22 protein-coding genes are annotated in these 24,591 nt (G+C 74.1%); 3 read left to right on the top strand and 19 right to left on the bottom strand.

Annotated elements, in window-relative coordinates:
- Positions 1 to 4: 4 nt before the first annotated feature.
- The 3 genes from ACIP60_RS35220 to ACIP60_RS35210 all read right to left on the bottom strand — a co-directional run bounded on the left by ACIP60_RS35220 (position 5) and on the right by ACIP60_RS35210 (position 3,384).
- Positions 5 to 343, bottom strand: coding sequence for a P-II family nitrogen regulator (locus ACIP60_RS35220; RefSeq protein ID WP_100836209.1), 339 nt, complete (start codon positions 341 to 343; stop codon positions 5 to 7).
- On the bottom strand, positions 340 to 1,665 hold the full coding sequence (locus ACIP60_RS35215; protein WP_400692746.1) for an ammonium transporter: 1,326 nt from the start codon (positions 1,663 to 1,665) through the stop codon (positions 340 to 342). The genes ACIP60_RS35220 and ACIP60_RS35215 overlap by 4 nt, the downstream gene beginning before the upstream one ends.
- 261 nt (positions 1,666 to 1,926) lie before the next feature.
- Positions 1,927 to 3,384, bottom strand: coding sequence for a hypothetical protein (locus ACIP60_RS35210; protein ID WP_100836211.1), 1,458 nt, complete (start codon positions 3,382 to 3,384; stop codon positions 1,927 to 1,929).
- Between the two features lie 440 nt (positions 3,385 to 3,824).
- Here ACIP60_RS35210 and ACIP60_RS35205 point away from each other — a divergent pair, with 440 nt between their 5' ends.
- Positions 3,825 to 4,499, top strand: coding sequence for a bifunctional DNA primase/polymerase (locus tag ACIP60_RS35205; RefSeq protein ID WP_400692742.1), 675 nt, complete (start codon positions 3,825 to 3,827; stop codon positions 4,497 to 4,499).
- Positions 4,500 to 4,613: 114 nt separating this feature from the next.
- On the opposite strand, the gene ftsY is transcribed toward ACIP60_RS35205, so the two are convergent.
- From ftsY to ACIP60_RS35180, 5 genes are all read right to left on the bottom strand, one after another.
- A complete protein-coding gene (gene ftsY, locus ACIP60_RS35200; protein ID WP_400692739.1) occupies positions 4,614 to 5,885 on the bottom strand; it encodes a signal recognition particle-docking protein FtsY in 1,272 nt (423 codons plus the stop codon).
- A gap of 24 nt (positions 5,886 to 5,909) precedes the next feature.
- Positions 5,910 to 9,653 (bottom strand): chromosome segregation protein SMC, encoded by a 3,744-nt coding sequence (smc, locus tag ACIP60_RS35195; protein WP_400692736.1) that lies wholly within the window; start codon positions 9,651 to 9,653, stop codon positions 5,910 to 5,912.
- A gap of 246 nt (positions 9,654 to 9,899) precedes the next feature.
- Positions 9,900 to 10,103, bottom strand: coding sequence for a hypothetical protein (locus ACIP60_RS35190; protein WP_030458828.1), 204 nt, complete (start codon positions 10,101 to 10,103; stop codon positions 9,900 to 9,902).
- A 381-nt stretch (positions 10,104 to 10,484) separates the two neighbouring features.
- The gene (locus ACIP60_RS35185; RefSeq protein ID WP_282202624.1) at positions 10,485 to 10,778 is read right to left on the bottom strand and encodes an acylphosphatase; all 294 of its coding nucleotides are present in this window, start codon (positions 10,776 to 10,778) and stop codon (positions 10,485 to 10,487) included.
- 200 nt (positions 10,779 to 10,978) lie between these two features.
- Positions 10,979 to 12,373: a hypothetical protein gene (locus ACIP60_RS35180; protein ID WP_400692732.1), complete on the bottom strand. Its 1,395-nt coding sequence runs from the start codon at positions 12,371 to 12,373 to the stop codon at positions 10,979 to 10,981.
- A gap of 206 nt (positions 12,374 to 12,579) precedes the next feature.
- Here ACIP60_RS35180 and ACIP60_RS35175 point away from each other — a divergent pair, with 206 nt between their 5' ends.
- Entirely contained in the window at positions 12,580 to 13,497 is a 918-nt protein-coding gene (locus tag ACIP60_RS35175; protein WP_400692729.1) for a hypothetical protein, read from the top strand.
- 20 nt (positions 13,498 to 13,517) lie between these two features.
- Here the strand turns inward: ACIP60_RS35175 and mutM are convergent, their stop codons facing one another.
- The 10 genes from mutM to ACIP60_RS35125 form a co-directional block, all read right to left on the bottom strand.
- A complete protein-coding gene (gene mutM, locus ACIP60_RS35170; RefSeq protein ID WP_100836217.1) occupies positions 13,518 to 14,375 on the bottom strand; it encodes a bifunctional DNA-formamidopyrimidine glycosylase/DNA-(apurinic or apyrimidinic site) lyase in 858 nt (285 codons plus the stop codon).
- Between the two features lie 13 nt (positions 14,376 to 14,388).
- Entirely contained in the window at positions 14,389 to 15,183 is a 795-nt protein-coding gene (gene rnc / locus ACIP60_RS35165) for a ribonuclease III (RefSeq protein WP_100836218.1), read from the bottom strand.
- A gap of 20 nt (positions 15,184 to 15,203) precedes the next feature.
- Positions 15,204 to 15,377 (bottom strand): 50S ribosomal protein L32, encoded by a 174-nt coding sequence (rpmF, locus tag ACIP60_RS35160; RefSeq protein WP_035866499.1) that lies wholly within the window; start codon positions 15,375 to 15,377, stop codon positions 15,204 to 15,206.
- 49 nt (positions 15,378 to 15,426) lie between these two features.
- Positions 15,427 to 16,020, bottom strand: a complete 594-nt coding sequence (locus ACIP60_RS35155; protein WP_100590044.1) for a DUF177 domain-containing protein — start codon at positions 16,018 to 16,020, stop codon at positions 15,427 to 15,429.
- Positions 16,021 to 16,177: 157 nt separating this feature from the next.
- Positions 16,178 to 17,353 (bottom strand): ATP synthase F0 subunit B, encoded by a 1,176-nt coding sequence (locus ACIP60_RS35150; RefSeq protein WP_400692723.1) that lies wholly within the window; start codon positions 17,351 to 17,353, stop codon positions 16,178 to 16,180.
- A gap of 131 nt (positions 17,354 to 17,484) precedes the next feature.
- Positions 17,485 to 17,970, bottom strand: a complete 486-nt coding sequence (gene coaD / locus ACIP60_RS35145) for a pantetheine-phosphate adenylyltransferase (protein WP_100836220.1) — start codon at positions 17,968 to 17,970, stop codon at positions 17,485 to 17,487.
- 32 nt (positions 17,971 to 18,002) lie between these two features.
- Entirely contained in the window at positions 18,003 to 18,587 is a 585-nt protein-coding gene (gene rsmD / locus ACIP60_RS35140; RefSeq protein WP_100836221.1) for a 16S rRNA (guanine(966)-N(2))-methyltransferase RsmD, read from the bottom strand.
- 99 nt (positions 18,588 to 18,686) lie between these two features.
- The gene (locus ACIP60_RS35135) at positions 18,687 to 19,196 is read right to left on the bottom strand and encodes a hypothetical protein (RefSeq protein WP_400692718.1); all 510 of its coding nucleotides are present in this window, start codon (positions 19,194 to 19,196) and stop codon (positions 18,687 to 18,689) included.
- A 128-nt stretch (positions 19,197 to 19,324) separates the two neighbouring features.
- The gene (gene recG / locus ACIP60_RS35130; protein ID WP_400692715.1) at positions 19,325 to 21,541 is read right to left on the bottom strand and encodes an ATP-dependent DNA helicase RecG; all 2,217 of its coding nucleotides are present in this window, start codon (positions 21,539 to 21,541) and stop codon (positions 19,325 to 19,327) included.
- 37 nt (positions 21,542 to 21,578) lie between these two features.
- Positions 21,579 to 23,207: a DAK2 domain-containing protein gene (locus tag ACIP60_RS35125; RefSeq protein ID WP_400692712.1), complete on the bottom strand. Its 1,629-nt coding sequence runs from the start codon at positions 23,205 to 23,207 to the stop codon at positions 21,579 to 21,581.
- Between the two features lie 242 nt (positions 23,208 to 23,449).
- Between ACIP60_RS35125 and rpmB the strand changes: the two genes are divergently transcribed.
- Entirely contained in the window at positions 23,450 to 23,635 is a 186-nt protein-coding gene (gene rpmB, locus ACIP60_RS35120; protein WP_014138233.1) for a 50S ribosomal protein L28, read from the top strand.
- Positions 23,636 to 23,759: 124 nt separating this feature from the next.
- On the opposite strand, the gene thiD is transcribed toward rpmB, so the two are convergent.
- Positions 23,760 to 24,566: a bifunctional hydroxymethylpyrimidine kinase/phosphomethylpyrimidine kinase gene (gene thiD, locus ACIP60_RS35115; RefSeq protein ID WP_400692710.1), complete on the bottom strand. Its 807-nt coding sequence runs from the start codon at positions 24,564 to 24,566 to the stop codon at positions 23,760 to 23,762.
- Positions 24,567 to 24,591: the final 25 nt, after the last annotated feature.

Here is a 24,591-nt window from a genome sequence, read left to right as displayed (position 1 = left end):
GGGGTCAGAGGGCGTCGGGGCCGCGTTCGCCGGTGCGGACCCGGACGGTGGTCTCGACCGGGATCGACCAGACCTTGCCGTCGCCGATCTTCCCGGTGCGGGCGGCCTTGACGACCACGTCGATCAGCTGCTCGGCGTCCTCGTCCTCGACCAGTATCTCGATCCGGACCTTCGGGACCAGGTCGACGGTGTACTCGGCGCCGCGGTAGACCTCGGTGTGGCCGCGCTGCCGGCCGTACCCGCTGGCCTCGGTGACGGTCAGGCCGTGCACCCCGAAGGCCTGCAGGGCGTCCTTGACCTCGTCCAGGCGGTGCGGCTTGATGACGGCGGTGATGAGCTTCATCGGGCGTCGACCTCGGTCTTCTCGGCGGGGGCGGTCGCGGGGGCGGCCGGGGCGGTGCGCACCAGGCTGGCTCCGACGGCGGTGAAGTCGTAGGCGGACTCGGCGTGTTCGGCCTGGTCGATGCCGGAGACCTCGACCTCCTCGGCGACCCGGAAGCCGATGGTCTTCTGGATCAGCATGCCCAGCAGCCAGGAGAGCACGAACGAGTAGACCAGGACGGCGACCACGCCGAGCACCTGCTTGCCGAGCTGGCCCAGGCCGCCGCCGTAGAACAGGCCGGAGGCGGTCTGGCCGACGTGGCCGGTGGCGAAGAGGCCGATCAGCAGCGAGCCGATGATGCCGCCGACCAGGTGGACGCCGACCACGTCGAGCGAGTCGTCGAAGCCGAACTTGTACTTCAGGCTGATCGCCGCGGCGCACAGCACGCCGGCGATCAGGCCGATCGCGATCGCGCCGAGCGGGGAGACCGAGCCGCAGGCCGGGGTGATGGCGACCAGGCCGGCCACCGCGCCGGAGGCGGCGCCGAGGGTGGTGAACGCGCCGTGCTTGACCTTCTCGTAGGCCAGCCAGCCGAGGATCGCGGCGGCGGTGGCGACCTGGGTGTTGACGAAGGCCATGCCCGCCACGCCGTTGGCGGCCAGCGCGGAGCCGGCGTTGAAGCCGAACCAGCCGAACCACAGCAGGCCGGAGCCGAGCATCACCAGCGGCAGGTTGTGCGGGCGCATCGGGTCCTTCTTGAAGCCGATCCGCTTGCCCAGCACCAGGGCCAGGGCCAGGCCGGCCGCACCGGCGTTGATGTGCACCGCGGTGCCGCCGGCGAAGTCGATCACGCCGTTGCGGTCGCCGAGCCAGCCGCCGTTGCCGCCGTCGAAGAAGAACACCCAGTGCGCGACCGGGAAGTACACCACGGTCACCCAGAGCGCCACGAACAGGCTCCAGGCGGTGAACTTCGCCCGGTCCGCGATCGCGCCGCTGATCAGGGCCGGGGTGATGATCGCGAACATCAGCTGGAAGGCCGCGAACCCGGTCACCGGGATCGTCCCGGTCAGGGCGTTCAGGTCGATGCCGCGCATCCCCAGGAAGTCGAGGTTGCCGATCAGACCGGCTCCGGCGTCCGGCGCGAAGGCCAGCGAGTAGCCGTACAGGACCCAGAGCACCGAGACGATCGCCAGTGAGATGAAGCTCATCACCAGCATGTTGAGGGTGCTCTTGACCCTGACCATGCCTCCGTAGAAGAAGGCCAGGCCCGGGGTCATCAACATGACCAGGGCCGCACAGATGAACACAAAGGCGGTATCGCCCGCGCTGAAGCCGTCCGGCATCGGCGTCTCCTCCGAATGAGAGCCGCACCACGACCGGGATTACCTGTCCCGTGCCCATCCCGGCGTGTCGGCGATGAGAGGAGAGTGCCGAAGGCGGGTTTCGGCCGATGCGGCTCGGTGTTTCGCCGCAGTGACGCGGTTGACGCGCCCGTTACGGGGAGGTGAACCACGGCAGGTGACGCGTACTGGACAGCGCGTGCTATACGCCGACGGCCGTCCGGACGGGGGGCGGACGGCCGCGGGCGGCGGGGGCGGAGCGGATCAGACCACCGCGACGAACTCCGGGATGTCGTGCACCACCCGCTCGGCCAGCCGGTCCACCCCGGGGGCGCCGCGGAAGTCCCGGCTGGCCGCCTCGGAGGTCTTGCGGACCCGGGTGTTCAGCCGCTCGGAGCGCACCTTCTTGGCGATGTCGACCGCCTCCTCGCAGTACTTCGCGGCCTCCTCCGGCTCGCTCTGCAGCAGCCGCACCGAGGCCATCCCGACCAGGTTGAACGCGTAGGTGCGGACGTGGTCGCCGTCCTCCCGGAACCGGTCGACCGCCTCGGTGATCAGCGGCTCGGCGGCCTTGGCCATCGCCGGCCCGCGGTCCGAGGTGTACGCCAGGTCCCGGTAGGAGTGGCCGTTCTCCGCGCACAGCTCGGCGTACGAGAAGAACCTGAGCCAGCTCGGCGCCGCCTCGTTGGTCTCCCGGATGTCGCTGAAGGTGTCCTCCGACAGCCGCACCGCCCGGGCGCACCGGTTGACCTCGCCGATGGTGGAGTACGCCCGCGCCTCCATCGCGTACAGCAGCGACTGCTGGCGGGCGGTGGCGGTGTCCCGGCTGCCGTACTGGGCGAGGTGGATCAGCTCCAGCGCGTCCTCGCCGCGGTTCAGGTGGATCATCTGCCGGCTCATGTCGGTCAGCACGTGCGCCCCGAACGGGCGGTCCCCGGCCTCCTTGGCCGCGTGCAGCGCCAGCACGTAGTACTTCTGCGCGCTCGGGTGCATGCCCACGTCGTACGACATGAAGCCCGCCAGGTGGGCCAGCTCGGCGGTGATCCGGAACAGCCGCTTGGTGGTCGCCTCGGGGTAGGTCTCCTGCAACAGGTCGGTGACCTCGTGGAGTTGGCCGACCACCGCCTTGCGGCGCAGGCCGCCGCCGTTCTGCGCGTCCCACTTCCGGAACATCTCGGTGGTCTGCTCCAGCAGCTGCATCTCCGGCTCGGACAGCCGTCCGGAGAAGTGCTCGCCGCCGTTGGCCGCCGCCAGGATCGGGGTGGGGGCGCCGTTCGGACCGGGCGTCAGCCAGCGCTGCATCGGCTCGATCAGCGCCGCGCCGGCCGTCAGCGCCAGCGAAGTGCCGAGGAAGCCGCGCCGGTTGAGCATCAGGTCGCTGCGCGAGTACTCGCTGATCGCCTGCACGGTCTGCTGCGGGCTCCACGGGAGGTCCACCCCGCTGCCGACGGTGGTCACCTGGACCACCGCGCGCAGGCCGAGGTCCTCGACCGAGACCACCGAACCGAAGCGCTCCGAGAACAGCTCGGACATGATCTTCGGGATCGGCTCCCGAGGCTGCTCCCCGTCCAGCCACCGGCGCACCCGCGAGGTGTCGGTGGAGACGTGGTGGGCACCGATCTGCCGCGCCCTGCGGTTCACTTGACGCGCCAGCTCGCCCTTCGACCAGCCGCTGCGCGCGAACCAGGAGCCCAGCTTCTCGTTCGGCTGCTTCTCACCCATGGGAACGTCCCCATCCCGCCCCGAACCCGGGGCCCCGCTTCGCCCTGACTCGTGTTCATCGCCTGCACCGCCGTCCGCGTGACCGGTCGGCTGCGTTCCGTATCCCGAACGTAGCGCCCCTGCGCCATCCGGGGGAGCAACGCCGGAAAAACGCCACCTTTCGCCACCCCCACGAGTGAACTACCGGGCCGGGTACCGCGCTTCACTGGGAATCAGCTCGGCATGACCCCGGCACATGCCCGGACTTGACGGAGGCACGCGTGCGGCAACGACGATCCGGCATCCGCAGCGCTGGTGCAAGGCGCCTGCTCGCCCGCGCCACCCGAATCGGTGTGCGCCGGTCCGCGCACGCCTCCGGTGCACCACGCACCACGCACCCGTCGGACGACGCGCCGTCACCGTCCCGTAACCAGCGGCGACCGGAACCGGTTGGGGGTGGCATGGACAAGCTCTTCGGCACCCTGCGGCTCACCCCCCTCGGCGCCCGCCGCCGCACCCGGCCCGCCGCGCTGCAGGCCGCCGCCGAGTACTCCGGGCGCTGGGGCTGGACGCTGGCGGCCGGCAGCCCGGACCCGCACCCCGCGACCGCCCCGACGGCCTGCGGCTGCGGCGTCCCGCGCTGCGCCGCGCCCCACCTGCACCACCTGGTCGGGCCCGCGATCGCCCCCGGCGCGACGGCCGCCGAGCTGGCCGCCCGATGTCCGGCCGACGCCCCGCTGCTGCTCCCGACCGGCCACCAGTTCGACGTGCTGGACGTCCCGGCCCAGCCCGGCCTGCAGGCCCTGGTCCGGCTCGAACGGATGGGCACCCAGGTCGGCCCGGTGCTGGCCTCCCCGGCCGGCCGGCTGCTGTTCTTCGTCGCCCCCGGCACCGCCGAGCGCCTGCCCGAGCTGCTCTACCGGATGGGCTGGGACGACGCCTCGCTCGACCTCGCCTGCCACGGCCTCGGCTCCTACCTGGCCGCCCCGCCCACCCCGCTCGGCCCGCTCGGCCCGATGCGCTGGCTGCGCCGCCCCGCCACCGACAGCGCCCCGCCCGAGGCCCGCCTGCTGCTCGGCACCCTGGCCTACGCCTGCCACCGCACCCGCGCCCGCACGGCGGAGTTCGCCGGCTGACGGCCGCGAGGGCCACGGGGCCACGGGGCCACGGGAGCGGACGAGCGAAGGGGCGGCTCCGGGAAGGGAGTTCCTTCCCGGAGCCGCCCCTTCGGCAGCCGTCCGGACGCGGCACTAACCGAGCAGCGCGTCCACGAACGCCCCCGGCTCGAACGGCGCGAGGTCGTCCGCGCCCTCGCCGAGGCCGATGAGCTTGACCGGCACGCCCAGCTCCCGCTGGACCGAGATGACGATGCCGCCCTTCGCGGTGCCGTCCAGCTTGGTGAGCACGATGCCGGTGATGTCGACCACCTCCGCGAACACCCGGGCCTGGACCAGGCCGTTCTGCCCGGTGGTGGCGTCCAGCACCAGCAGCACCTCGTCCACCGGGCCGTGCTTCTCGACGACCCGCTTGACCTTGCCGAGCTCGTCCATCAGGCCGGTCTTGGTGTGCAGCCGGCCCGCGGTGTCGATCAGGACGGTGTCGACGCCGTCGGCGATGCCCTGCTTGACCGCGTCGAAGGCGACCGACGCCGGGTCGCCGCCCTCGGGGCCGCGCACGGTGTGCGCGCCGACCCGCTCGCCCCAGGTCTGGAGCTGGTCGGCGGCGGCGGCGCGGAAGGTGTCGGCGGCGCCGAGCACGACCTTGCGGCCGTCGGCGACCAGGACCCGGGCGAGCTTGCCGGTGGTGGTGGTCTTGCCGACGCCGTTGACGCCGACCACCAGGACGACGGCCGGGCCCTCCTCGTGCTTGACCGAGCGGACGGTGCGGTCGGCGTCGGTGCCGATCAGCTTGACGAGCTCCTCGCGGAGCAGGGTGCGCAGTTCGTCGGGGGTGCGGGTGCCGAGCACCTTGACCCGGGTCCGCAGGTTGTCGACCAGTTCCTGGGTGGCGGCGACGCCGACGTCGGCGGTGAGGAGGGTGTCCTCGATCTCCTCCCAGGTGTCCTCGTCCAGGCGGTCCCGGGAGAGCAGGGTGAGCAGGCCCTTGCCGAGGGTGGACTGCGAGCGGGAGAGCCGGGAGCGCAGCCGGACCAGGCGCCCGGCGGTGGGCTCGGGCACCTCGATCGCGGGCGCGGCCTCGGCCTCCTCGGCGGTCGGCTCCCCCGCGGTCGGCGCCTCGACGGCGGGCTCTCCGGCGGCCGGTTCCCCGGCCGGGGCTCCCGGGGCCTCCGGAGCCCGGGTGGCGCCGGAGGGGGTGGGCGGCGCGGTGGGCTCGGCGGCCCCTTCCGCGGGCTTGGCCGGAGCGGTCGCGGTCGTCGCCGGGTCCGTCTTCGCGGGCGCGGTGACGGTCGGCGGCTGGCTCGGCCGGTCCAGTTCTCTGCGTCGTTTGCCGGAGACGACGAGTCCGGTGATCGCGCCGATGGCGACCACCGCAATGACAACGGCAAGGATCACGTATTCCATAACCCGTCCAGTATCACGTAGCGCCTATGCCGGGCCCGGTTCCGCGGGTTCCAGCGCTGTCCTGTGCCCCTGCTCGGCCTGCTGCGACCGCTCCGTCGGCTCCGCCTGCCGCGGCGGCCGTGCCTGCCTCCCCGGTTCGGGTACCCGCAGCCGCTGGCTGATCACCTGGGAGATGCCGTCGCCCTTCATGGTGACGCCGTACAGGGCGTCGGCGGACTCCATGGTGAGCTTCTGGTGGGTGATGACGATCAGCTGGGAGCTCTCCCGCAGCTCCTCCATGATCCCGACCAGCCGCCGCAGGTTGGTCTCGTCGAGCGCGGCCTCGACCTCGTCCATGACGTAGAACGGGCTGGGCCGGGCCTTGAAGATCGACACCAGCAGGGCGACGGCGGTGAGCGAGCGCTCGCCGCCGGAGAGCAGCGAGAGCCGCCTGACCTTCTTGCCGGGCGGGCGGGCCTCGACCTCGACGCCGGTGGTGAGCATGTTCTCCGGGTCGGTGAGCAGCAGCCGGCCCTCGCCGCCGGGGAACAGCCGGGCGAAGACGCCCTCGAACTGGGCGGCGGTGTCGCGGTACGCGGCGGTGAACAGCTGCTCGACCCGGGTGTCGACGTCGCGGACGATGTCCATCAGGTCGCGGCGGCTCCTGCGCAGGTCGTCGAGCTGTTCGCCGAGGAAGCGGTGCCTGGCCTCCAGGGCGGCGAACTCCTCCAGCGCGAGCGGGTTGACCTTGCCGAGCTGCTGGTGGGCGCGTTCGGCGGCCCTGAGCCGCCGCTCGACCTCGGCGCGGACGTAGCGGACGGGCGCTCCGGGCTCGGCCGGCTCGCCGGACGCACCGGACGCACCGGACGCACCGGACGCGCCGGGTTCCCGGCCGTCCTCGGGCGGCGGGGCGGGGACGGGCTGGTCGGGGCCGTAGCCGGCCAGCAGGTCGCCGGCCTCGATGCCGAACTCCTCCAGCGCCCGGGCCTCCAGCTGTTCGATCCGCAGCCGCTTCTCGGCGCGCAGCACCTCGTCGCGGTGGCCGGCGTCGACCAGCCGGTCGCGTTCGGCCTTGAGGACGCGGCCGTGCTCGCGGAACTGCCGCAGTTCGGCCTCGCGGGCGGTGCGGTCGGCCTCGACGGCGGCGCGTCCGGCCTCGGCGGCGGCGAGCGTCTCCTCGATCCGGCCGAGCAGTCGGCGGGCGCCGGTGGCGACGGCGGTGGCGGTGGCGGCTTCCCGGCGGGCGCGTTCGCGGCGTTCGGCGGCGCGGGCGCGGGCCTCGCGTTCGGCGCGGGCGGCCCGGTCGAGCTGGTCGGCGCGTCCGGCGAGGGCGCGGACGCGCTCCTCGTGGGTGCGGACGGCGAGCCGGGACTCCGTCTCGGTCTGCCGGGCGGCGGAGGCGGCGGCGGCGAGCCGGTCGCGTTCGGCGGGGTCGGGTTCGTCCTCGCCGGCGTCGGCGAGTTCCTCGGCGGCGGCGAGGCGTTCGGCGAGTTCCTCGACGGCGGCGCGGGCCTCGGCGAGGCCGCTGTCGGCCTTGGCGGCGGCGGTGGCGGCGCGGTCGGCCTCGTCCGCGGCGGCCCGGGCGGCGCCGCCGGAGCGGCCGAGGGCGCCGGCGCGGTCGGCCCGGCGCCGCTCGTCCTGGCGGCGCAGCGCGGTCGTCCGTTCGACCTCGGCGGCGAGTTCGGCGCGCCGTTCGCGGGCGGCGGCGAGTTCCTCGGCCGCTCCGGCGCAGCGGGTGTCGAGCTCCGCGATGCCGCGGGCGGCCTCGGCGACGGCGGCCCGGGTCTCCAGCGGGCTGGGCGCGCCGGGCGAGCCGCCGTGGGCGAGGGCGGCGGAGAGCAGGTCGCCGTCCCGGGTGACGGCGCTCCAGCCGGGGTGGCGGTCGGTCAGCCGCCGGGCGGCGGCGAGGTCCGCGACCACGGCGGTGCGGGCCAGCACCCGCCGGGCGGCGGCGGCCACCGCGTCCGGTCCGCCGACCAGTTCCCCGGCCCGGCGGGCGCCCGCGGGCAGGCGCTCGGTGTCGGCCCCGACCGCCCCGGTCGCCCCGGCGGCCGCGTCGGCCCCGGCGGCTCCCGCGCCCGCGTCGGCGATCAGCAGCGCGGCCCGGCCGCCGTCCTCGGCGCGCAGCCAGGCCAGCGCCTCGGTGGCGGTCCCGGCGTCGGGGACGGCGACGGCCTCGGCGGCGGGGCCGAGCGCGGCGGCCACCGCGAGTTCGAACCCGGGGGCGACGGTGAGGAGTTCGGCGGCGGGGCCGAGTACGCCGGGGCGTCCGAGCAGGGCGGCGCTGCCGTCCTTGCGGCGCAGGCCGAGGGCGAGCGCGTCGTGCCGGGCGGTGAGCGCGGCGCGTTCCCGCTCGGCGGCGGTGAGCGCCTCGCGGGTGGCCGAGACCGCGTGCTCGGCGTCCCGGAGGGACTCCCGGGCCAGCTGGTGGAGTTCCTCGCCGCGCTCCTCCCCCGCGGTGCTCTCCTCGTCCTGCGCGCGGAGCCGCCGGTGCTCCTCCCGGGCGGCGGCGGCGCGCAGCAGTGCCTCGTCGCGGGCGGTGGCGAGCCGTTCGGCCTCGGCCTCGGCGGCGGTGGCCCGGGAGCGGGCGGCGGCGGCCCGGCCCTGGAGCCGGGCGAGTCCTTCGCGCCGGTCGGCGATCGTCCGGGCGGCCTCCTTGAGCCGCGACTCCTCGTCGGCGAGGGCGCGTTCGAGTCCGGTGCGGTCCTCGACGGCCTCGGCCAGCGCGTCCTGGGCCTGTTCCAGGGCGGCTTCCAGGGCGGCCTCCTCCGCGCGGACCCGGGCGGCCTCGCGCTCCAGGTCCTCCGGGTCGCGGCCGCGGCGCTCCTCCGGCTGTCCGGCGGTGGCGGCGGCGCGGACCCGGGCCTCGGCGAGTCCGATGGTGCCGCGGGTGCGTTCGGCGAGCGAGGAGAGCCGGTACCAGGTCTGCCGGGCGGCCTCCAGCGCGGGCCCGAGCTGTTCGACCTGGGCCTCCAGGACGGCTTCGCGCTGGAGGGCGGCGGCGAGCTGCTGCTCGACGGTGGTGCGGCGCAGGCCCAGCGCGAGTTCGTCGGCGACCTCGGCCTCGACCGCGCGGCGCAGGGTGAGCAGGTCGTCGGCGAGCAGCCGCAGCCGGGCGTCGCGCAGTTCGGCCTGGATGCCGGCGGCGCGCCGGGCGATCTTCGCCTGGCGGCCCAGCGGGCCGAGCTGGCGGCGCAGTTCGGCGACCAGGTCCTGGACCCGGCTGAGGTTGGTCTGCATCGCGTCGAGCTTCCGCAGCGCCTTCTCCTTGCGCTTGCGGTGCTTGAGGACGCCGGCCGCCTCCTCGATGAAGGCGCGCCGCCCCATCGGGTCGGCGTGCAGCACGGAGTCGAGCTGCCCCTGGCCGACGATGACGTGCATCTCGCGGCCGATGCCGGAGTCGGAGAGCAGTTCCTGGATGTCGAGCAGCCGGCAGACGGTGCCGTTGAGCGCGTACTCGCTGCCGCCGTTGCGGAACATCGTCCGGGTGATGGTGACTTCGGTGTAGTCGATCGGCAGGGCGCCGTCGGTGTTGTCGATGGTGAGGCTGACCTCGGCGCGGCCGAGCGGGGGGCGTCCGCTGGTGCCGGCGAAGATGACGTCCTCCATCTTGCCGCCGCGCAGCGACTTGGCGCCCTGTTCGCCCATCACCCAGGAGAGCGCGTCGACGACGTTGGACTTGCCGGAGCCGTTGGGGCCGACCACGCAGGTGATGCCGGGCTCGAAGCGCAGGGTGGTCGCCGAGGCGAAGGACTTGAACCCGCGCAGGGTCAGGCTCTTGAGGTGCACCCGACCGTCCTCCTCGCCGTGCCGCCGACCGCGGCCGCGGCCCACCGCTGGCGACTGTATCCGGCCGGGGTGCCGCCGGGCCCTCAGGCGGTGGTTTGGGCACGTCGCGGGTCGGGCACTCTCCCAGCGGGGGAACCGCCGTGAGCACGACGAAGGGACGTCCGCTCGGACGTCCCTTGTAGGCTGCCGCCCCCTGGCGGGGGAAGCTCAGTGCACGACTGCGTCGATCGCGAGGACCACGAACGATCAGGTCAGGGCCGGCTCGCGCTGGTCCAGGTCGATGCTGCTGAGCAGCGAGTGCTCGTCGGCGACGGCGGACAGCGCGTCGTTCTCGGCCTGGAGCTTGACCAGCTCGTTCTCCAGGTCCTGGACGCGCTGCTGCAGCCGTCGCATCTCGGAGAGCATTCGCGGGTCGGGGCCGCCGACGTACCCGAGAAGCGCCTTTGCCATGATGTGTGGTCCTCCACGCTGAGTGACCGAACCGTGTACGGTAGGTCTTGGGGGAAGGGATACGCACGCGCCTGCGCGCCGGACGTGCTGGCTGGGCACTACGAGGGCATCCGCTGGTGAGTGGCACACTCACAGGCGGGGCCCCGCCGGTTAAACGCAAACCTGTGCGCGGGTTTCCAGCGTCTCATCAAAGACCGTACGGGTCAACACGATCACCGCACGCTACCGCGCCCCTGTCACCTGCATGGCGGGAACCTCACACCATCGGCCGGGCTAGTGGATCACTACGTCTGCGGAGTCAACCACGAGTCCGCCTCGAAGGCAACCCCGTGACACCGGCAGTTGCCGGGGGCTCTCCTCCCGCCGGCAACTGCGGTGTGCTCATCGGATCGCGAAGCCCTGGTACCCGTCGCCCACGGCGGTCCAGATCTCGGTGACCCCACTGACCTGACCAGGCGTTCCGGGCCCGCGCAGCGCGGCGAGCAGCCGCTCGCAGTCGGCGCGCGACCCCTCGGCGACCACCTGGACGCGGCCGTCCCCGAGGTTGCTCGTGTAGCCCGTCAGCCCGATCTCCAGGGCCCTGGCCCTGGTCCACCAGCGGAACCCCACCTGCTGGACGCGCCCGCGCACCCAGATGGTGGCCCGGACGGATCGGCGGCTGTCGTGACCTTGCATGTGTCCGACCATAGTCGGGCACTCCGGGGGCGCTCGGAACGGGCTTCACGCCCCTTCCACCGACCCTCCCCACCCCTGCGGCGGCCCTCGCTCCACCGACACAGCACCGTCGGCCGCCCCCGGAACGCGGACGGCCCCGGTCCCGTCCGAGGACGGGGCCGGGGGCCGGGGGCCGTTCGCAGGGCCGCCGCCGACCGGGGTCAGTCGCCGAAGCTCCCGAAGTCGCCGCCGCCGCCGAAGTCCCCGCCGCCGTCGAAGCCGCCGCCCCCGTCGAAACCGCCGCCGTCGCCGTCGCCGAAGTCGTTGCCGAAGTCGGAGGGGTCGAAGTCGGCGCCCGAGTACTCGCCGGCGTCCGCGCCGCCGTTGTCGTCGTACCCGCCGCCGCCGTCGCCGTGGCCGCCCGCGTAGGCGTAGCCCGGCGTGGAGAGCGCCGAGCCGAGCATGGTGCCGACCAGCAGGCCGGGCAGCATGCCGCCGCCGAAGTAGCCGCCCGCCCACGGGCTGTAGGCGGGGCCGGCGTTCCAGTACGGCTGGTGGCCGTGCTCGGTCTCCACGGTGCGCACCGCCGGGTCCTGGCCGAGCGAGATCCGGGCCGCGTCGTCGGCGCAGGCCGGGACGGAGCGCGGGGCGCCGCCCTCCGGGGCCCAGGTCACGTCGGTGGTGGACGGGCCGTGCCGCGGGTCGAAGAAGCACGGGACGCGGCGCTCGGGCAGCGGGCGGCCCTCGCGGCGGGCGGCCAGGGTGGCCAGCGCGAACCGGCCCTGCTCCAGCGCCTCGGTCACCGGGCGGACGTCCTCGGGCCCCTTCGCCTCGTCCATGGTGCGCTTGGCCAGGTCGTAGGAGTCCAGCGCACTGGTGTAGTCGGCGCGCTGGGCGTCGTCCGCGCCGGGCGCGCCGGGGCTGAAGTCGAGCCGGTCGAGCTCCTCGCCGAACGCGGTGATGTCCTCGTCCACCACGGTGCGCAGCTGGGCGAGTTCGGCCCGGGCCCGCTCCTCCTTGCGCTTCCTGGCGCGGCGGAACAGCAGGAAGACGCCGACGCCGAGCAGCACGATCAGCAGGACCGGGATCAGGACCCAGGCGATCGAGGTGCTGTGCTGCGGGCCCTCGCCCTTGGTCTGCTCGGCCGCCCCGTCGACGAACTCGGTCAGGGTGGCGTCGATGTCCTTGGGGTTCGAGCGGAACGCGGCGCCGGCGATCCGGTCGGTCGCGGCCTTGCTCAGCGCCTTGGCGTCGGAGTTGGCCTGGAACTGGTCGCCGCGCCAGATGCCGTAGACGCCGACGATGCCGACCTTGGTGCGGAGGTCGCCGAACAGGTTCTTCGTCGGGTAGGCGTCGCTGGCCGGCAGCACCGCGATGAAGATCGGCTTGTCGGCGTCCTTCAGCTTCTTCGCCAGCCTGTCCGCCTGGTCCTTGGAGAACCGGCTGCTCATCGACGGGTCGACGTAGACCTGGACCTTCTTCATGGAGTCGGCCGCGTCGTTCAGGCCGGACGCCGAGGCGGGCGCGGACAGTCCGAGCACCATCAGCAGACCGAGCAGCGCCGCCAGGACGGCGGCGGGCCCGGTGGCGCGGGAGCGGCGGAGCACAGTTCTCATACTCCAGACCGTACCGGTCCGGCGGTCCGGACCACGCCCTCCCCCGGTACCGTTCCCACCCCGGGACCGCCCCCTACTCCAGGGCGAGAAGGGCGCTCCGAACCCCCGCCGACCGGCCGGAGTTGGGGCCGCGCGGCCCGCGCGGGGCGTCCGAGCGGGCATAGTGGAGACGATCTTCCCGCACCACCCCCGACAGGAGCCCCCTGGTGATCCTCGGCCTCGTCACCGCCGTCGCGGCGTCCGCCTGCTACGGCACCGGGTCGGTGCTGCAGGCCCTCGGCGCCCGCCGCTCGGCCCGGCAGGAGGCGGCGGCGGCCGGCGCCGTCACCGGACACGGCGGGCCGAGCCTGTCCTCGACCGCGAAGGCCGCCGTCACCTGGGAGTTCATCCTCGGCACGGTGCTGGACTTCGTCGGCTTCGGCCTCGGCGCGCTGGCCGCCCGGCTGCTGCCGCTGTTCCTGTCGCAGACCATCATCAGCGCCAACCTGGTGATCACCGCGGTGCTCTCGGTCCGGCTGCTGGGCCTGCGGCTGCGCCGGGCGGAGTGGCTGTCGATCGGCGTCCTGTGCGGCGCGCTGGTGCTGCTCGCGGTGGCCGCCGGGCCGGAGGGCGGGCACGAGGCGGCCCGGGCCTTCCACTGGGCGCTGCTGATCAGCTCCGCGGTGCTGATCGCGGGCGGCTCGCTGGTCGTGCGCCGGCTCGGGTCCGGCGGGGCGATCGTCGCGGGCCTGCTCTCCGGCCTGGGCTTCGGCGCGCTGGGCATCGGCGTGCGCGTCCTGGACGGCGTGCAGCCCTTCGCGTTCGGCGCGCTGCTCGCCGACCCGGCCCTGTACGCCGTCCTGGTGGGCGGCCTGGGCGGGATGTACCTGCACACCGTCGCCCTGCAGGTCGGGTCGGTGAACGGCGCGACCGCCGCCCTGGTGGTCGGCGAGACGGTCGTCCCCGGCGCGGTGGGCGTCCTCTGGCTCGGCGACTCCTCCCGCGCCGGGCTGGGCTGGCTGGCCGTCCTCGGCTTCCTCCTCGCCGTGGTCAGCGCCGTCGGCGTGGCCTGCTTCGGCGAGGAGGGCGGCGCCCTGCAGGCGGCCGCGGAGGAGGAGAAGGCCCCCGCCGGGAGGGCGGACTGACCCGGGGCCGCGACCTGCGGTCAGCGGCGGGGCGGGCGCTGGCAGGTGGGGCAGGAGTAGCTGGAGCGGTTCATCCAGGCGTCCCGGCGCATCGCCGTGCCGCAGCGGCGGCAGGGCCGGCCCTCGCGGCCGTAGGCGTCGAGGTCGCGGGAGAAGTAGCCGCTCTCGCCATTGACGTTGACGTACATCGAGTCGAAGCTCGTCCCGCCGACGGCCAGCGCGGCCGTCATCACGTCCCGGGCGTGGCCGAGCAGTTCCAGGGCGGCGGGGCGGGTCAGCGTGCCGGTGGGGCGGTCGTAGTGCAGGCGGCTGCGCCACAGCGCCTCGTCGGCGTAGATGTTGCCGACGCCGCTGATCAGGGTCTGGTCGAGCAGGGCGCGCTTGACGGTGGTGCGCTTGGCCCGCAGGGCGGCGGCGAAGGCGGCGTCGTCGAAGCGCGGGTCGAGCGGGTCGCGGGCGATGTGGGCGAGCGAGACGGGGGTGGCCTCGGGGTCGTCGGCCTCGGCCTCCTCGACGGCCAGGCCGCCGAAGGTGCGCTGGTCGACGAAGCGCAGCTCGGTGCCGCCGTCGGCGAACCTGAGCCGGGCCCGCAGGTGCACGGACTCGGCCATCTCCGGTTCCTGGATCAGGAGTTGGCCGCTCATGCCGAGGTGCCCGACCATCGAGAGGCCGTCGCCGAGCGGCACCCACAGGTACTTGCCGCGGCGCTGCGGCTCACCGAGGGTGCGGCCGCGCAGCAGGGCGGTGAACTCGTCGGCGCCACCCGCCTGCCGGCGCACGGCGCGCGGGTGCAGCACCTGGACGTCAGCGACGGTGCGCCCGGCGGCCCAGCGGGCCAGTCCCCGGCGGACCACCTCGACCTCGGGCAGCTCGGGCACGTCGGACCGCCGGTCAGACGGTCGCGGCGGCGGCGCCGTCGGGCCGGTCGGCTTCGCGCTCGGCCTTGATCGCGCGCCAGGCGGACTCGGCGGCCTTCTGCTCGGCTTCCTTCTTCGAGCGACCGCTGCCGGAGCCGTAGTCCTGGCCGGCCACCCGGGCGGCGGCGGTGAAGGTCTTCTCGTGGTCCGGGCCGGATTCGGTGACCACGTACTCGGGGACGCCGATGCCGACGGCGGCGGTGAGCTCCTGGAGGCTGGTCTTCCAGTCGAGCCCGGCGCCGAGCTGCGCGGACTCCGCGATCAGCGGGTCGAACAGGCGGTGGACGAACTCGGTCGCCGCCTCCAGTCCCTGGTCCAGGTAGGTGGCGCCGATCACGGCCTCGACGGTGTCCGCGAGGATCGACGACTTGTCGCGGCCGCCGGTGCCCTCCTCGCCCTTGCCGAGCCGGATGAAGGCCCCGAGGTCCAGGCCGCGGCCGACCTCGGCGAGCGCGCGGGAGTTGACCACCGCGGCGCGGAGTTTGGCGAGCGTCCCCTCGGCGACCTCCGGGTGGAGGCGGTAGAGGGTGTCGGTCACCACCAGGCCCAGCACCGAGTCGCCGAGGAACTCCAGGCGCTCGTTGGTGGGCAGCCCGCCATTCTCGTACGCGTACGAGCGGTGGGTCAGGGCGCGCACCAGAAGGGCGCGCTCGAGCGTGTACCCGAGGCGCCCTTCCAGGACGTCGTATTCGGTCGAGGCCGGCCCACCGCCCTTGCCCCCGTTGGTCCCGGGGTTCGGCTTGCGGGAGGAACTGCCAGTGTCCGACATCGATCCGTGCACCCCGCCGATCAGACCGAGAGGACCTGGCGACGGTTGTACGTGCCGCAGCTCGGGCACGCGATGTGCGCGAGCTTCGGCTCGTGGCAGCGGTCGCACGCGACGAGCGCGGGCACGACGGCCTTCCAGTTGGAACGGCGGTGACGCGTGTTGCTGCGCGACATCTTCCGCTTCGGAACAGCCACGGTAAATCTCCTGGTTCTACGGCGAGGCCCTCACGGGCAGCGCTGTGTCTTATTCCTCGTCACCCTCGTCGCCGGGGGCGGCGGAGAGTCCCTGCAGGGCCGCCCACCTGGGGTCGGCGGCGTCGTGGTGGTGCGACGGGTCGTCGCTCAGGCGGGCCCCGCACTCGGAGCACAGACCCAGGCAGTCGTCCTGGCACACCGGCTGCAGCGGCAGTGCGAGCACCACCGCGTCACGCAGCACCGGCTGGAGGTCGAACAGGTCGCCCTCCAGGCGGTAAGTCTCGTCCTCGGACTCCTCGTCGAAGTCGTCCCCCGCGATCGCGCGGTGACGCTCCTCGGACTCCGGGTAGTAGTACAGCTCCTGGAAGTCGACCTCCAGGTCGTCCTCCAGGGGCTCCAGGCAGCGGGAGCACTCGCCGGTGACGTGGGCCTCGGCGGTGCCGGTGACCAGCACGCCCTCGACCACCGACTCCAGGCGGAGCTCCAGCTTGATCTCGCTCTTCTCGGGAACGCCGATCACGTCCGCGACGCCGAGCTCCGCCGGGGCCTCCAGGGTGCGGGAGACCTTGCGCAGCGATCCCGGGCGACGGCCGAGCTCGTGCGTGTCGAACACGAGGGGGTCGCGGTGGTCGAGGCGGTTCAAGGTTTCCTGACTTCCTGGCGGCGGCACGCATCCCTGCGTGGCGCGGATTTTCGGCTCCTACGGCGCGCGGCCCGGATGCGGGCGCACGGCGAACCCGGCGCGAACAGGCCGGAGTGGTCAGACTACCGGAGAGTCCGCGCCGAACCCAACTCGCCCCTCATCGGCCGCCGAGCTCCCGCAGCCTGGTCATGTCGATCATGCTGGTGTCGAAGAAGCTGGTCTCGTCCAGCCCGCCCTGCTGCTGCGGCGACTGCGCGGGCGGCTGCGGCGGCTGCTGGGGGTGCTGCTGGTAGCCGTACGGGTCGGCGGGCAGCGGGTTGCCCCACTGGTCGAAGCCCTGCGGCTGCTGGTACTGCGGCTGCTGCTGGTAGTACGGGTCCACCGGCTGCTGCTGCCCGTAGGGCTGGCCGTACGGGTCGGTCTGCGGGGCCGCCGCCGGGTCGTAGCCGCCGTAGACCTCGGCGTACTGCGGGGCCTGCGGCTGGGCGAGGGGGCCCCCCCAGCCGGGGGCCGGGGGAGGGTCCTCGCCGGGCTGCTGCCAGCCGGCCGCGGCCGGGGTCTGCTCGGGCCAGGACTGCTGCTGCGGGACGTCCGCGTACCAGCTCTGCTGCTCGCCCTCGTCGGAGAAGCCGGCCGCCACCGCCTCGGCGCGGTCCTTGAGCTGCTGGGCCTCGTCGGCGGCGGCCAGGTAGGCGCCCAGCTCGTCGATCGGGGCCTTGCCGAGCAGCTTGTCGCGGCCCTTGCCGACCGCCTCCAGGGTGGCGGAGAGCACCGCCTCCAGGGTGGCCAGCTTCACGTCGACGTACTCGTCGGCCTCCGGGCTGGGGCTGATCCGCGGCCGGAACTCCTCGCCGTCCTCGGCGCCCTCCGCCTCCGGCTCGTACACGCCGGACTCGCCGCGCAGCTTGTGCCGGCCACGGCCGACCGCGCCGAGCGTCTTGGTGAGCACCACCTCGAAGTTGGCCAGCTTGGAGTCGACGTAGTCGTCGGCCTCGGCGAGCTTGGCCTGCACCTCGGCGCGCGCCTCGGCCAGCACCCGGTCCGCCTCGGCCTGCGCCTGCCGGACCACCTCGGTGTCGGAGATCAGCGAGCCGCGCTCGTCGTGCGCGCCCCGGATGATCTGGTCGGCCTGGGCCCGGGCGTCGGCCACCATCTGCTGGTGGTCCGCCACCACCGACTGCGCCTGGGCGAGTTCCGCGGGCATCGCCCCGCGCAGGTCGCGGAGCAGTCCGGTCAACTCGGCACGGTTGACCACGCAGGACGACGACATCGGCATCGCCTTCGCCTTCTCGACCACGGCGATGATCTCGTCGAGTTTCTGCTGCACGTCCACGGGCGTCTTCAGTCTTTCCGTGTGCCGCCGAAGTGCGGCGGAGGCAGTGCTCCGGAAGCCGCTGGCTGCGGCCCCGGGGCCGGGGGTATCAAGACTGTACGGCCACCGGCCCCGCCGCTCACAACGCCGGTTCAGTCCCGGCGTTCGGCGATCCGCTCGACCAGCCGCCGGTGCACCGTCGCGGGCAGCAGGTGCGAGACGTCGCCGCCCAGCGAGGCGACTTCCTTGACCAGGCTGGAGGAGAGGAAGCTGTACGTCGGCGAGGTCGGCACGAACAGCGTCTCGACGCCGGTCAGCCCGTGGTTCATCTGGGCCATCTGCAGCTCGTAGTCGAAGTCGCCGGCCGCCCGCAGGCCCTTGATGATCGCCGGGATGCCGCGCTCGCGGCAGAAGTCCACCAGCAGGCCGCTGTGCGACTCCACCTCGATGTTGCCCAGGTGGGCGGTGGTCTCCGCGATCAGGGCGATCCGCTCGTCGATGGTGAACATGCCCTGCTTGTTGCGGTTGATCAGCACCGCCACGTGCACCACGTCGTACAGCTTCGAGGCCCGCTCGATGATGTCGAGGTGTCCGTTGGTGATGGGGTCGAAGGACCCCGGACAGACGGCGCGGCGCATGCGTGTGCTCCCTTGTGGGGCGTGGTGTTCTGCTACGAGTCTCGATCAGCCCCGGCAGCGGCGCGACCGTACCAGAGCGTGCCCTCGCCGTACTTGCGCGAGCGCAGCCCCTCGAAGCCGTCCGGCCAGCCGAACTCGCCGCCCCGGGTGCTGCGTTCCACGGTGACGAGAACGTGCTCGGACAGCCAGCCCCCCGAGCGGAGTGTGACCAGCGTCTCCCGCAGGACGGCGTCCTCCACCGCGTACGGCGGGTCCAGGAACACCAGGTCGTAGGGCTCGGCCGGCGGCGGCCCGGCGACCACCTTCTCGGCCTTCTCCGCCCGCACCTCGGCGCCGGGCAGCCCCAGCGTCCGGACGTTCTCCCGCACCGTCCGCACGGCGCTCGCGTCCGCCTCCACCAGCAGCGCGTGCGCCGCGCCGCGCGAGAGCGCCTCCAGCCCGACCGCGCCGCTGCCCGCGAACAGGTCCAGCATCCGGGCGCCGGCGATCGGCCCGAACAGCGCCTCGACGGTGGAGAACATCGCCTCCCGCGCCTTGTCGGACGTCGGGCGGGTGTTCCGGCCGGGCGGCACGGCGAGACGGCGGCCTCCGGCACGGCCGGCGATCACGCGAGGCATGGCGTTGGGTCCTTTGCGGGTGGGAGGGGCTGCGCGCCCGACCCTAGCCGACGGATCGGCCCCGGGCCGGGCGCGCGCCCGCTCGCTCCCCCGCTCCGGTCACTCGTCGGCGGCGGCGCCCAGCAGCGTCGGCGACGCGTAGCGCGACCAGGACAGGCAGCCGTCGGGCGGGCAGTACTCGGGGCGGCGCGGGTCGTGCCCGAGCTCGCGCAGCTTGGTGCGGACGGAGTCGGGCGTGCGGCCGTAGCGGGCGGCGATCCGGGCGATGGTCTCGCCCTCGTGGAACCGGCGGACCAGCTCCTCCTCGTGCTGCGGCACCCAGGGGGCGCCGTGGCCGGGGTAGAGCTCGCGCAGCACGTCCCGGTCGGGGATGGGCTCGGAGACGTCGGCGACGATGGCCAGCGCGCGCAGGGCGCGGTTGAGCGCGATGCGCAGGGAGGCGACGTCCTCCACCGGGAGGCGGAGCTTGCCGCTGGCGACCGGGTGGGCGGAGTCGCCCTCGCGCCAGCCGGTCAGGGTGAGGGTGACTTCGCGGTCGTCCTCGCTGGCGACCTCGATCCGGAAGACCTTGTCGCCGAGCGGGAGCTCGTTGAGGTGACGGAATGCCATGCAATGACCCCCAATTCTCGCGCCGGGGAAGCGACTTGGAGTGCGCCCCGAACAACTCCATTCTCTCCCGGGGCACTGACATCCGAGGGGTGCGAACAAGCCGTCCGCGAGGGGGCGGGCGGGCCGGTTCAGCCCTTCTCCAGGTACTCCGCGCGGTCCTCGTCGAGCAGGCTCTCCAGCGCGGTGCGCAGCTCGGGGTGGGCGGCGAGCGCGGGGTCGGCGGCGACCAGCCGGGTGGCCTCGGCCCGGGCGGTGGCGATGACGTCCTCGTCCTCCAGCACCGAGAGCACCTTGAGCGAGGACTTCACGCCGGACTGGGCCTGGCCGAGCACGTCGCCCTCGCGGCGCTGTTCGAGGTCGATCCGGGAGAGCGCGAAGCCGTCCAGGGTGCCGGCCACCGCGTCGAGGCGGGCCCGGGCGGCGCTGGCCGCGGGCATGTCGCTGACCAGCAGGCAGAGCCCGGCGGCGGCGCCGCGGCCGACCCGGCCGCGGAGCTGGTGCAGCTGGGAGACGCCGAACCGGTCGGCGTCCATGATCACCATGACGGTGGAGTTCGGCACGTTGACGCCGACCTCGATGACGGTGGTGGCGACCAGCACGTCCACCTCGCCGGCCGCGAAGCGGCGCATCACGTCGTCCTTGGCGTCGGGGGCGAGCCGGCCGTGCAGCACCTCGATCCGCAGCCCGGCCAGCGGGCCCTTCGCCAGCTTCTCGGCGGTCTCCACCACCGCCAGCGGGGGCCGCCGCTCCTCGGCGTCCGCGCCCCCGGCCGGGTCGTCGACCTCCTCGGGCTCGGCCGCCCCGCGCTTCTTCCTCCCCTTCTCCGGCTCCTCCTCGTCGCCGATCCGCGGGCAGACCACGTACGCCTGGTGGCCCTTGCCGACCTCCTCGCGGACCCGCTCCCAGGCCCGGGCGAGGAAGTTGGGCTTCTCCAGCGCGGGCACCACGTGGGTGGAGATCGGCGAGCGGCCGGAGGGCAGCTGGTCCAGGACGGAGGTCTCCAGGTCTCCGAAGACCGTCATCGCGACGGTGCGCGGGATCGGCGTGGCGGTCATCACCAGCAGGTGCGGGGGCTGCTCGCCCTTGGCCCGCAGCGCGTCGCGCTGCTCGACGCCGAAGCGGTGCTGCTCGTCGACCACCACCAGGCCGAGGTCGGCGAACTGCACCCGGTCCTCGATCAGGGCGTGCGTGCCGATCGCGATGCCGGCCTTGCCGGAGGCCATGTCGAGCAGCGCGCCGCGGCGGGCGGCGGCGCCCATCGAGCCGGTCAGCAGGGCGACCCGGGTGCCGATCTCGGAGCCGCCGATCATCCCGGCCTCGGCGAGGTCGCCCATCATCTCGACGATCGAGCGGTGGTGCTGCTGGGCGAGCACCTCGGTCGGGGCGAGCAGCACGGCCTGGCCGCCCGCGTCCACCACGGCGAGCATGGCGCGCAGCGCGACCAGGGTCTTGCCGGAGCCGACCTCGCCCTGGAGCAGCCGGTGCATGGGGTGGTCGGTGGCCAGGTCGGCGAAGATCTCGGCGCAGACCTTGCGCTGGCCGTCGGTGAGGGTGAACGGGAGCCGCCGGTCGAAGGCGTCCAGCACCCGGTCGGGGACGGGGCGGCGCGGGACGGCGGGCAGCGCGGAGTCGGCGGCCCGGCGCTGGGCGAGGGCGACCTGGAGGACGAACGCCTCGTCCCAGCGCAGCCGGTTCTGGGCGCGTTCCTTGTCGGCCTGGCCGTGCGGGCGGTGGATCAGCTCCAGCGCTTCGGGCAGCGGGATCAGGCCGTGCTCGGCGCGCAGCTCGGCGGGCAGCGGTTCGCCGACGTCGGCCAGGTGCTTGGTGAGGGCCAGCTCGACGCAGAGGGCGAGCTTCCAGCTGGGCAGCTGGGCGCTGGCCGGGTAGACCGGGATGAGCCGCCCGGCGAACTGCCGGGCCGCCGAGGAGCCCTCCTCCTCGTCGATCAACTGGTAGTCGGGCGAGGCGAGTTGGCGGCTGCGGTTGAACAGGCCGACCTTGCCCGCGAACAGGCCCTGCCGGCCGGGGCGGAGGTCCTTCTGCCGCCAGCCCTGGTTGAAGAACACCAGCGAGAGCTTCGAGCGGCCGTCGGTGACCACCACCTCCAGCCGGTCGCCCTTGCGGCCGCGGAACGGGATCAGGGTGACCTTCTCGATCCGGGCCAGCACCGTGACGTGCTCGTCCACCTCCAGCTCGTCCAGGCTGGTGAGCTGGCCGCGCTCGACGTACCGGCGCGGGTAGTGGTGCAGCAGGTCGCCGACCGTGCGCAGCTTGAGACTGTCGGCCAGCACCTTCGCGGTGCGGTCGCCGACCAGTTCCTTCAGTGGTTCATCGAGAGCGCCCATCGCCCCCATTTCACACCACGGGACCGACGCTCCGGGCTCACTCCACCCCGATGAGCAGCGGGGCGGCCTCCTGACCGCCCCGGTAGGCGACGGTGTCGACCTCGGGGCGGGTGCGCCGGGCGTGCGCGATCAGCCGGTCGGCGAGGTCGGCGGGGGCCTCCTCGCCGAGCACCAGGGTGACCAGTTCGCCGCCGGGCGCGATCATCCGGTCGAGCACGGCCAGCGCGGTCTCGGTGAGGTCGGTGCCGATCACCACGACGTCGCCGTCGATCAGGCCGAGCACGTCCCCGGCCTGGCAGACGCCCGCCATGGTCCACGACTCGCCCTCGGCGACGGCCAGTTCGGCGTACCGGGTGGCGCCGGCCGCGGAGGTCATCGCCACCACGTCCTCGTCGAACCGCCGCCCGGCGTCGTGCACGGCCAGCGCCGCCAGGCCCTGCACCGGGGAGCGGGTGGGCAGCACGGCGATCCGCACGCCCTCCTCGCGCAGCTGGTCGGCGGCGGCGCCGGCGGCGGCCCGCAGCTCCGGGTCGTTGAGCAGCAGCACCACCTCGCGGGCCGCGCAGCGGTGCACGGCGGTGACCAGTTCGGCGCTGGCGGGCGGGCGGTCCGGGTCGGCCGGCAGCACCACCGAGCCGGCCTGCTCGCACAGCTGCGCCAGCCCGCTGCCGGTCACCACGCTCAGCACCGCCCGCCCGTGCGAGACGGTCTCCTCCCGCTCCCCCGAGCGGGCCGCGGCCTCGGCGAAGTGCGTGATCCTGATCCGGTGGGGCCGCCCGGCCTCGACGCCCGCCTCGACGGCCGCGCCCGCGTCGTCCACGTGGACGTGCACGTTCCACAGGCCGTCCCCGCCGCCGATCACCAGCGAGTCGCCGAGCCGCCCCAGGCGTTCGCGCAGCAGCGGCAGCCGCCCGTCCTCGGCCTCCAGCAGGTAGATCACCTCGAACGCCGGGTGGCCCGGGCCGGGTGCCCGCTCGTGCCGCTCGCAGCCCGCCGCCACCGGCGAGGACCCCGGCGCGGCGCCCGGCTCGGTGTCCCGGCGCATCGCGACCGGCCCCATCGGCTGCTGCCCGGAGACGGCGTCCACCAGCGCGCCGAGCACCGCGACCAGGCCCCGGCCGCCCGCGTCCACCACGCCCGCCTCGGCCAGCGCGGACAGCTGGTCGGGGGTGAGCAGCAGCGCCTGTCGGGCCGCCCGGTACGCCTCCCGGGCCTGCCCGGTCAGCCCGTCCGCGGTGCCCGCGGCCCGCGCGGCGGCGGCGGCGACCGTCAGCAGGGTGCCCTCCACCGGTTCGGCGACCGCCTGGTACGCCGAGCGGGCCCCGTGGTCGAGCGCGGCGGCCAGCGGGCCGCCGGCCGAGAGCACCTCGGCCAGGCCGCGCAGCCACTGCGCCAGGATCACGCCCGAGTTGCCGCGCGCCCCGATCAGCGCGCCCCGCGCGGCGGCGGCGGCCGCGGCGGACAGCTCCGGCTCCTCGGCGGCGGCGAACACCTCGTCCAGCGCCTCGGCGGCGGACTCCACCGTCAGGTAGAGGTTCGTCCCGGTGTCCCCGTCCGGAACCGGGTACACGTTCAGCGCGTCGATCTCCTCGCGGGCCTGCCCGAGGGCGGCCAGCGCGAGTCGGCACCAGGTGCGGACGGCCGGGGCGTCGAGGGTGTCCAGCACCAGGTCTCCTCCGGATGAACGCCACGGGAACACGACAGGACGCGGTGGCGAGGGACGATGCTGGCAGGTTATCGGCCCCCGCGGCACCGCCCCCAGCAGGCTCGTGCCCAGCTCGGGGGAACGATCACCTCCGCGATCGTGGTAGTTTCGTTGAGCGGGAGTCACCGTTGTATGCTCTCCCGGTTGCCTGGAGCATCCCGGGCTAGTTCAAGTACCTGATCTGAAGTCTTGGAGTGACTCCTGTGGCTGCCAACTGTGACGTCTGCGGCAAGGGCCCGGGCTTCGGCAACAGCATCTCCCACTCGCACCGCCGCACCCCCCGTCGTTGGAACCCCAACATCCAGACGGTGCGCGCTGTGATCGGGCGGACGCCGAAGCGGCTCAACGTCTGCACCTCGTGCATCAAGGCCGGTAAGGTCTCGCGCTGACGCGCAGACCGGTACGCCGGTCACCTTTTCCCGAAGCCGACCACACCCCTCCGGGGGCCGTGGTCGGCTTCTGGTTTCCCCGGCCCCTCCGGCCGGGACGGGCGCCCGCCCCGGCCGCCGCCGCTCACCCCCGCTGCTGCCAGAAGTGGTCCACCGGCCCGATGCCGGCGCCCAGGGCGAAGCCGTGCGCGATGGCGCCGGTGACGTAGGTCTTGGCGCGGGCGACGGCGAGCGGGACGGGGTCGCCCTTGGCGAGCTGGGCGGCGACGGCGCTGGCGAGGGTGCAGCCGGTGCCGTGGGTGTGGCGGTTGTCGTGGCGGGGGGCGCGGTACCAGTGGGTCTCGCCGCCGGGGCCGAGCAGCAGGTCCGCGGCCTCGCCGGCCAGGTGGCCGCCCTTGACCAGCGCCCAGTCGGGGCCGAGGTCGCGCAGCGCCTTCGCGGCGTCCAGCATGTCCGCCTCGCCGGTGACGGTGCGCCCGGTGAGCTGGGTCACCTCGTGCAGGTTGGGGGTGGCGAGGGTGGCGACCGGCAGCAGCCGCTCGCGGAGGGTGGCGACGGCCTCGGCGGCGAGCAGCGCGTCGCCGTGCTTGGAGACGCCGACCGGGTCGACCACGACGGGGGCGGGGGCGTCGGCGAGCAGGTCGGCGACGGTCTCGACCAGTTCGACCGAGGCGAGCATGCCGGTCTTGACGGCCTGGACGCCGATGTCGTCGACGACGCTGCGGTACTGGGCCCGGACGGCTTCGGCGGGCAGTTCCCAGTAGCCCTGGACGCCGAGCGAGTTCTGCGCGGTGACGGCGGTGATGACGCTCATGCCGTGCACGCCGAGGGCGAGCATGGCCTTGAGGTCGGCCTGGATGCCCGCACCGCCGCCGCTGTCGGAGCCGGCGACGGTGAGGACTCGGGGCGGGGCGGCGGCGAAGGTGCTCATGCGCCCCAACCTACCGACCCGCCGG

Source organism: Kitasatospora sp. NPDC088783 (genome assembly GCF_044750705.1).
GTDB classification, from domain to species: domain Bacteria; phylum Actinomycetota; class Actinomycetes; order Streptomycetales; family Streptomycetaceae; genus Kitasatospora; species Kitasatospora fiedleri.
This window is presented reverse-complemented; position numbering and strand designations above follow the sequence as displayed.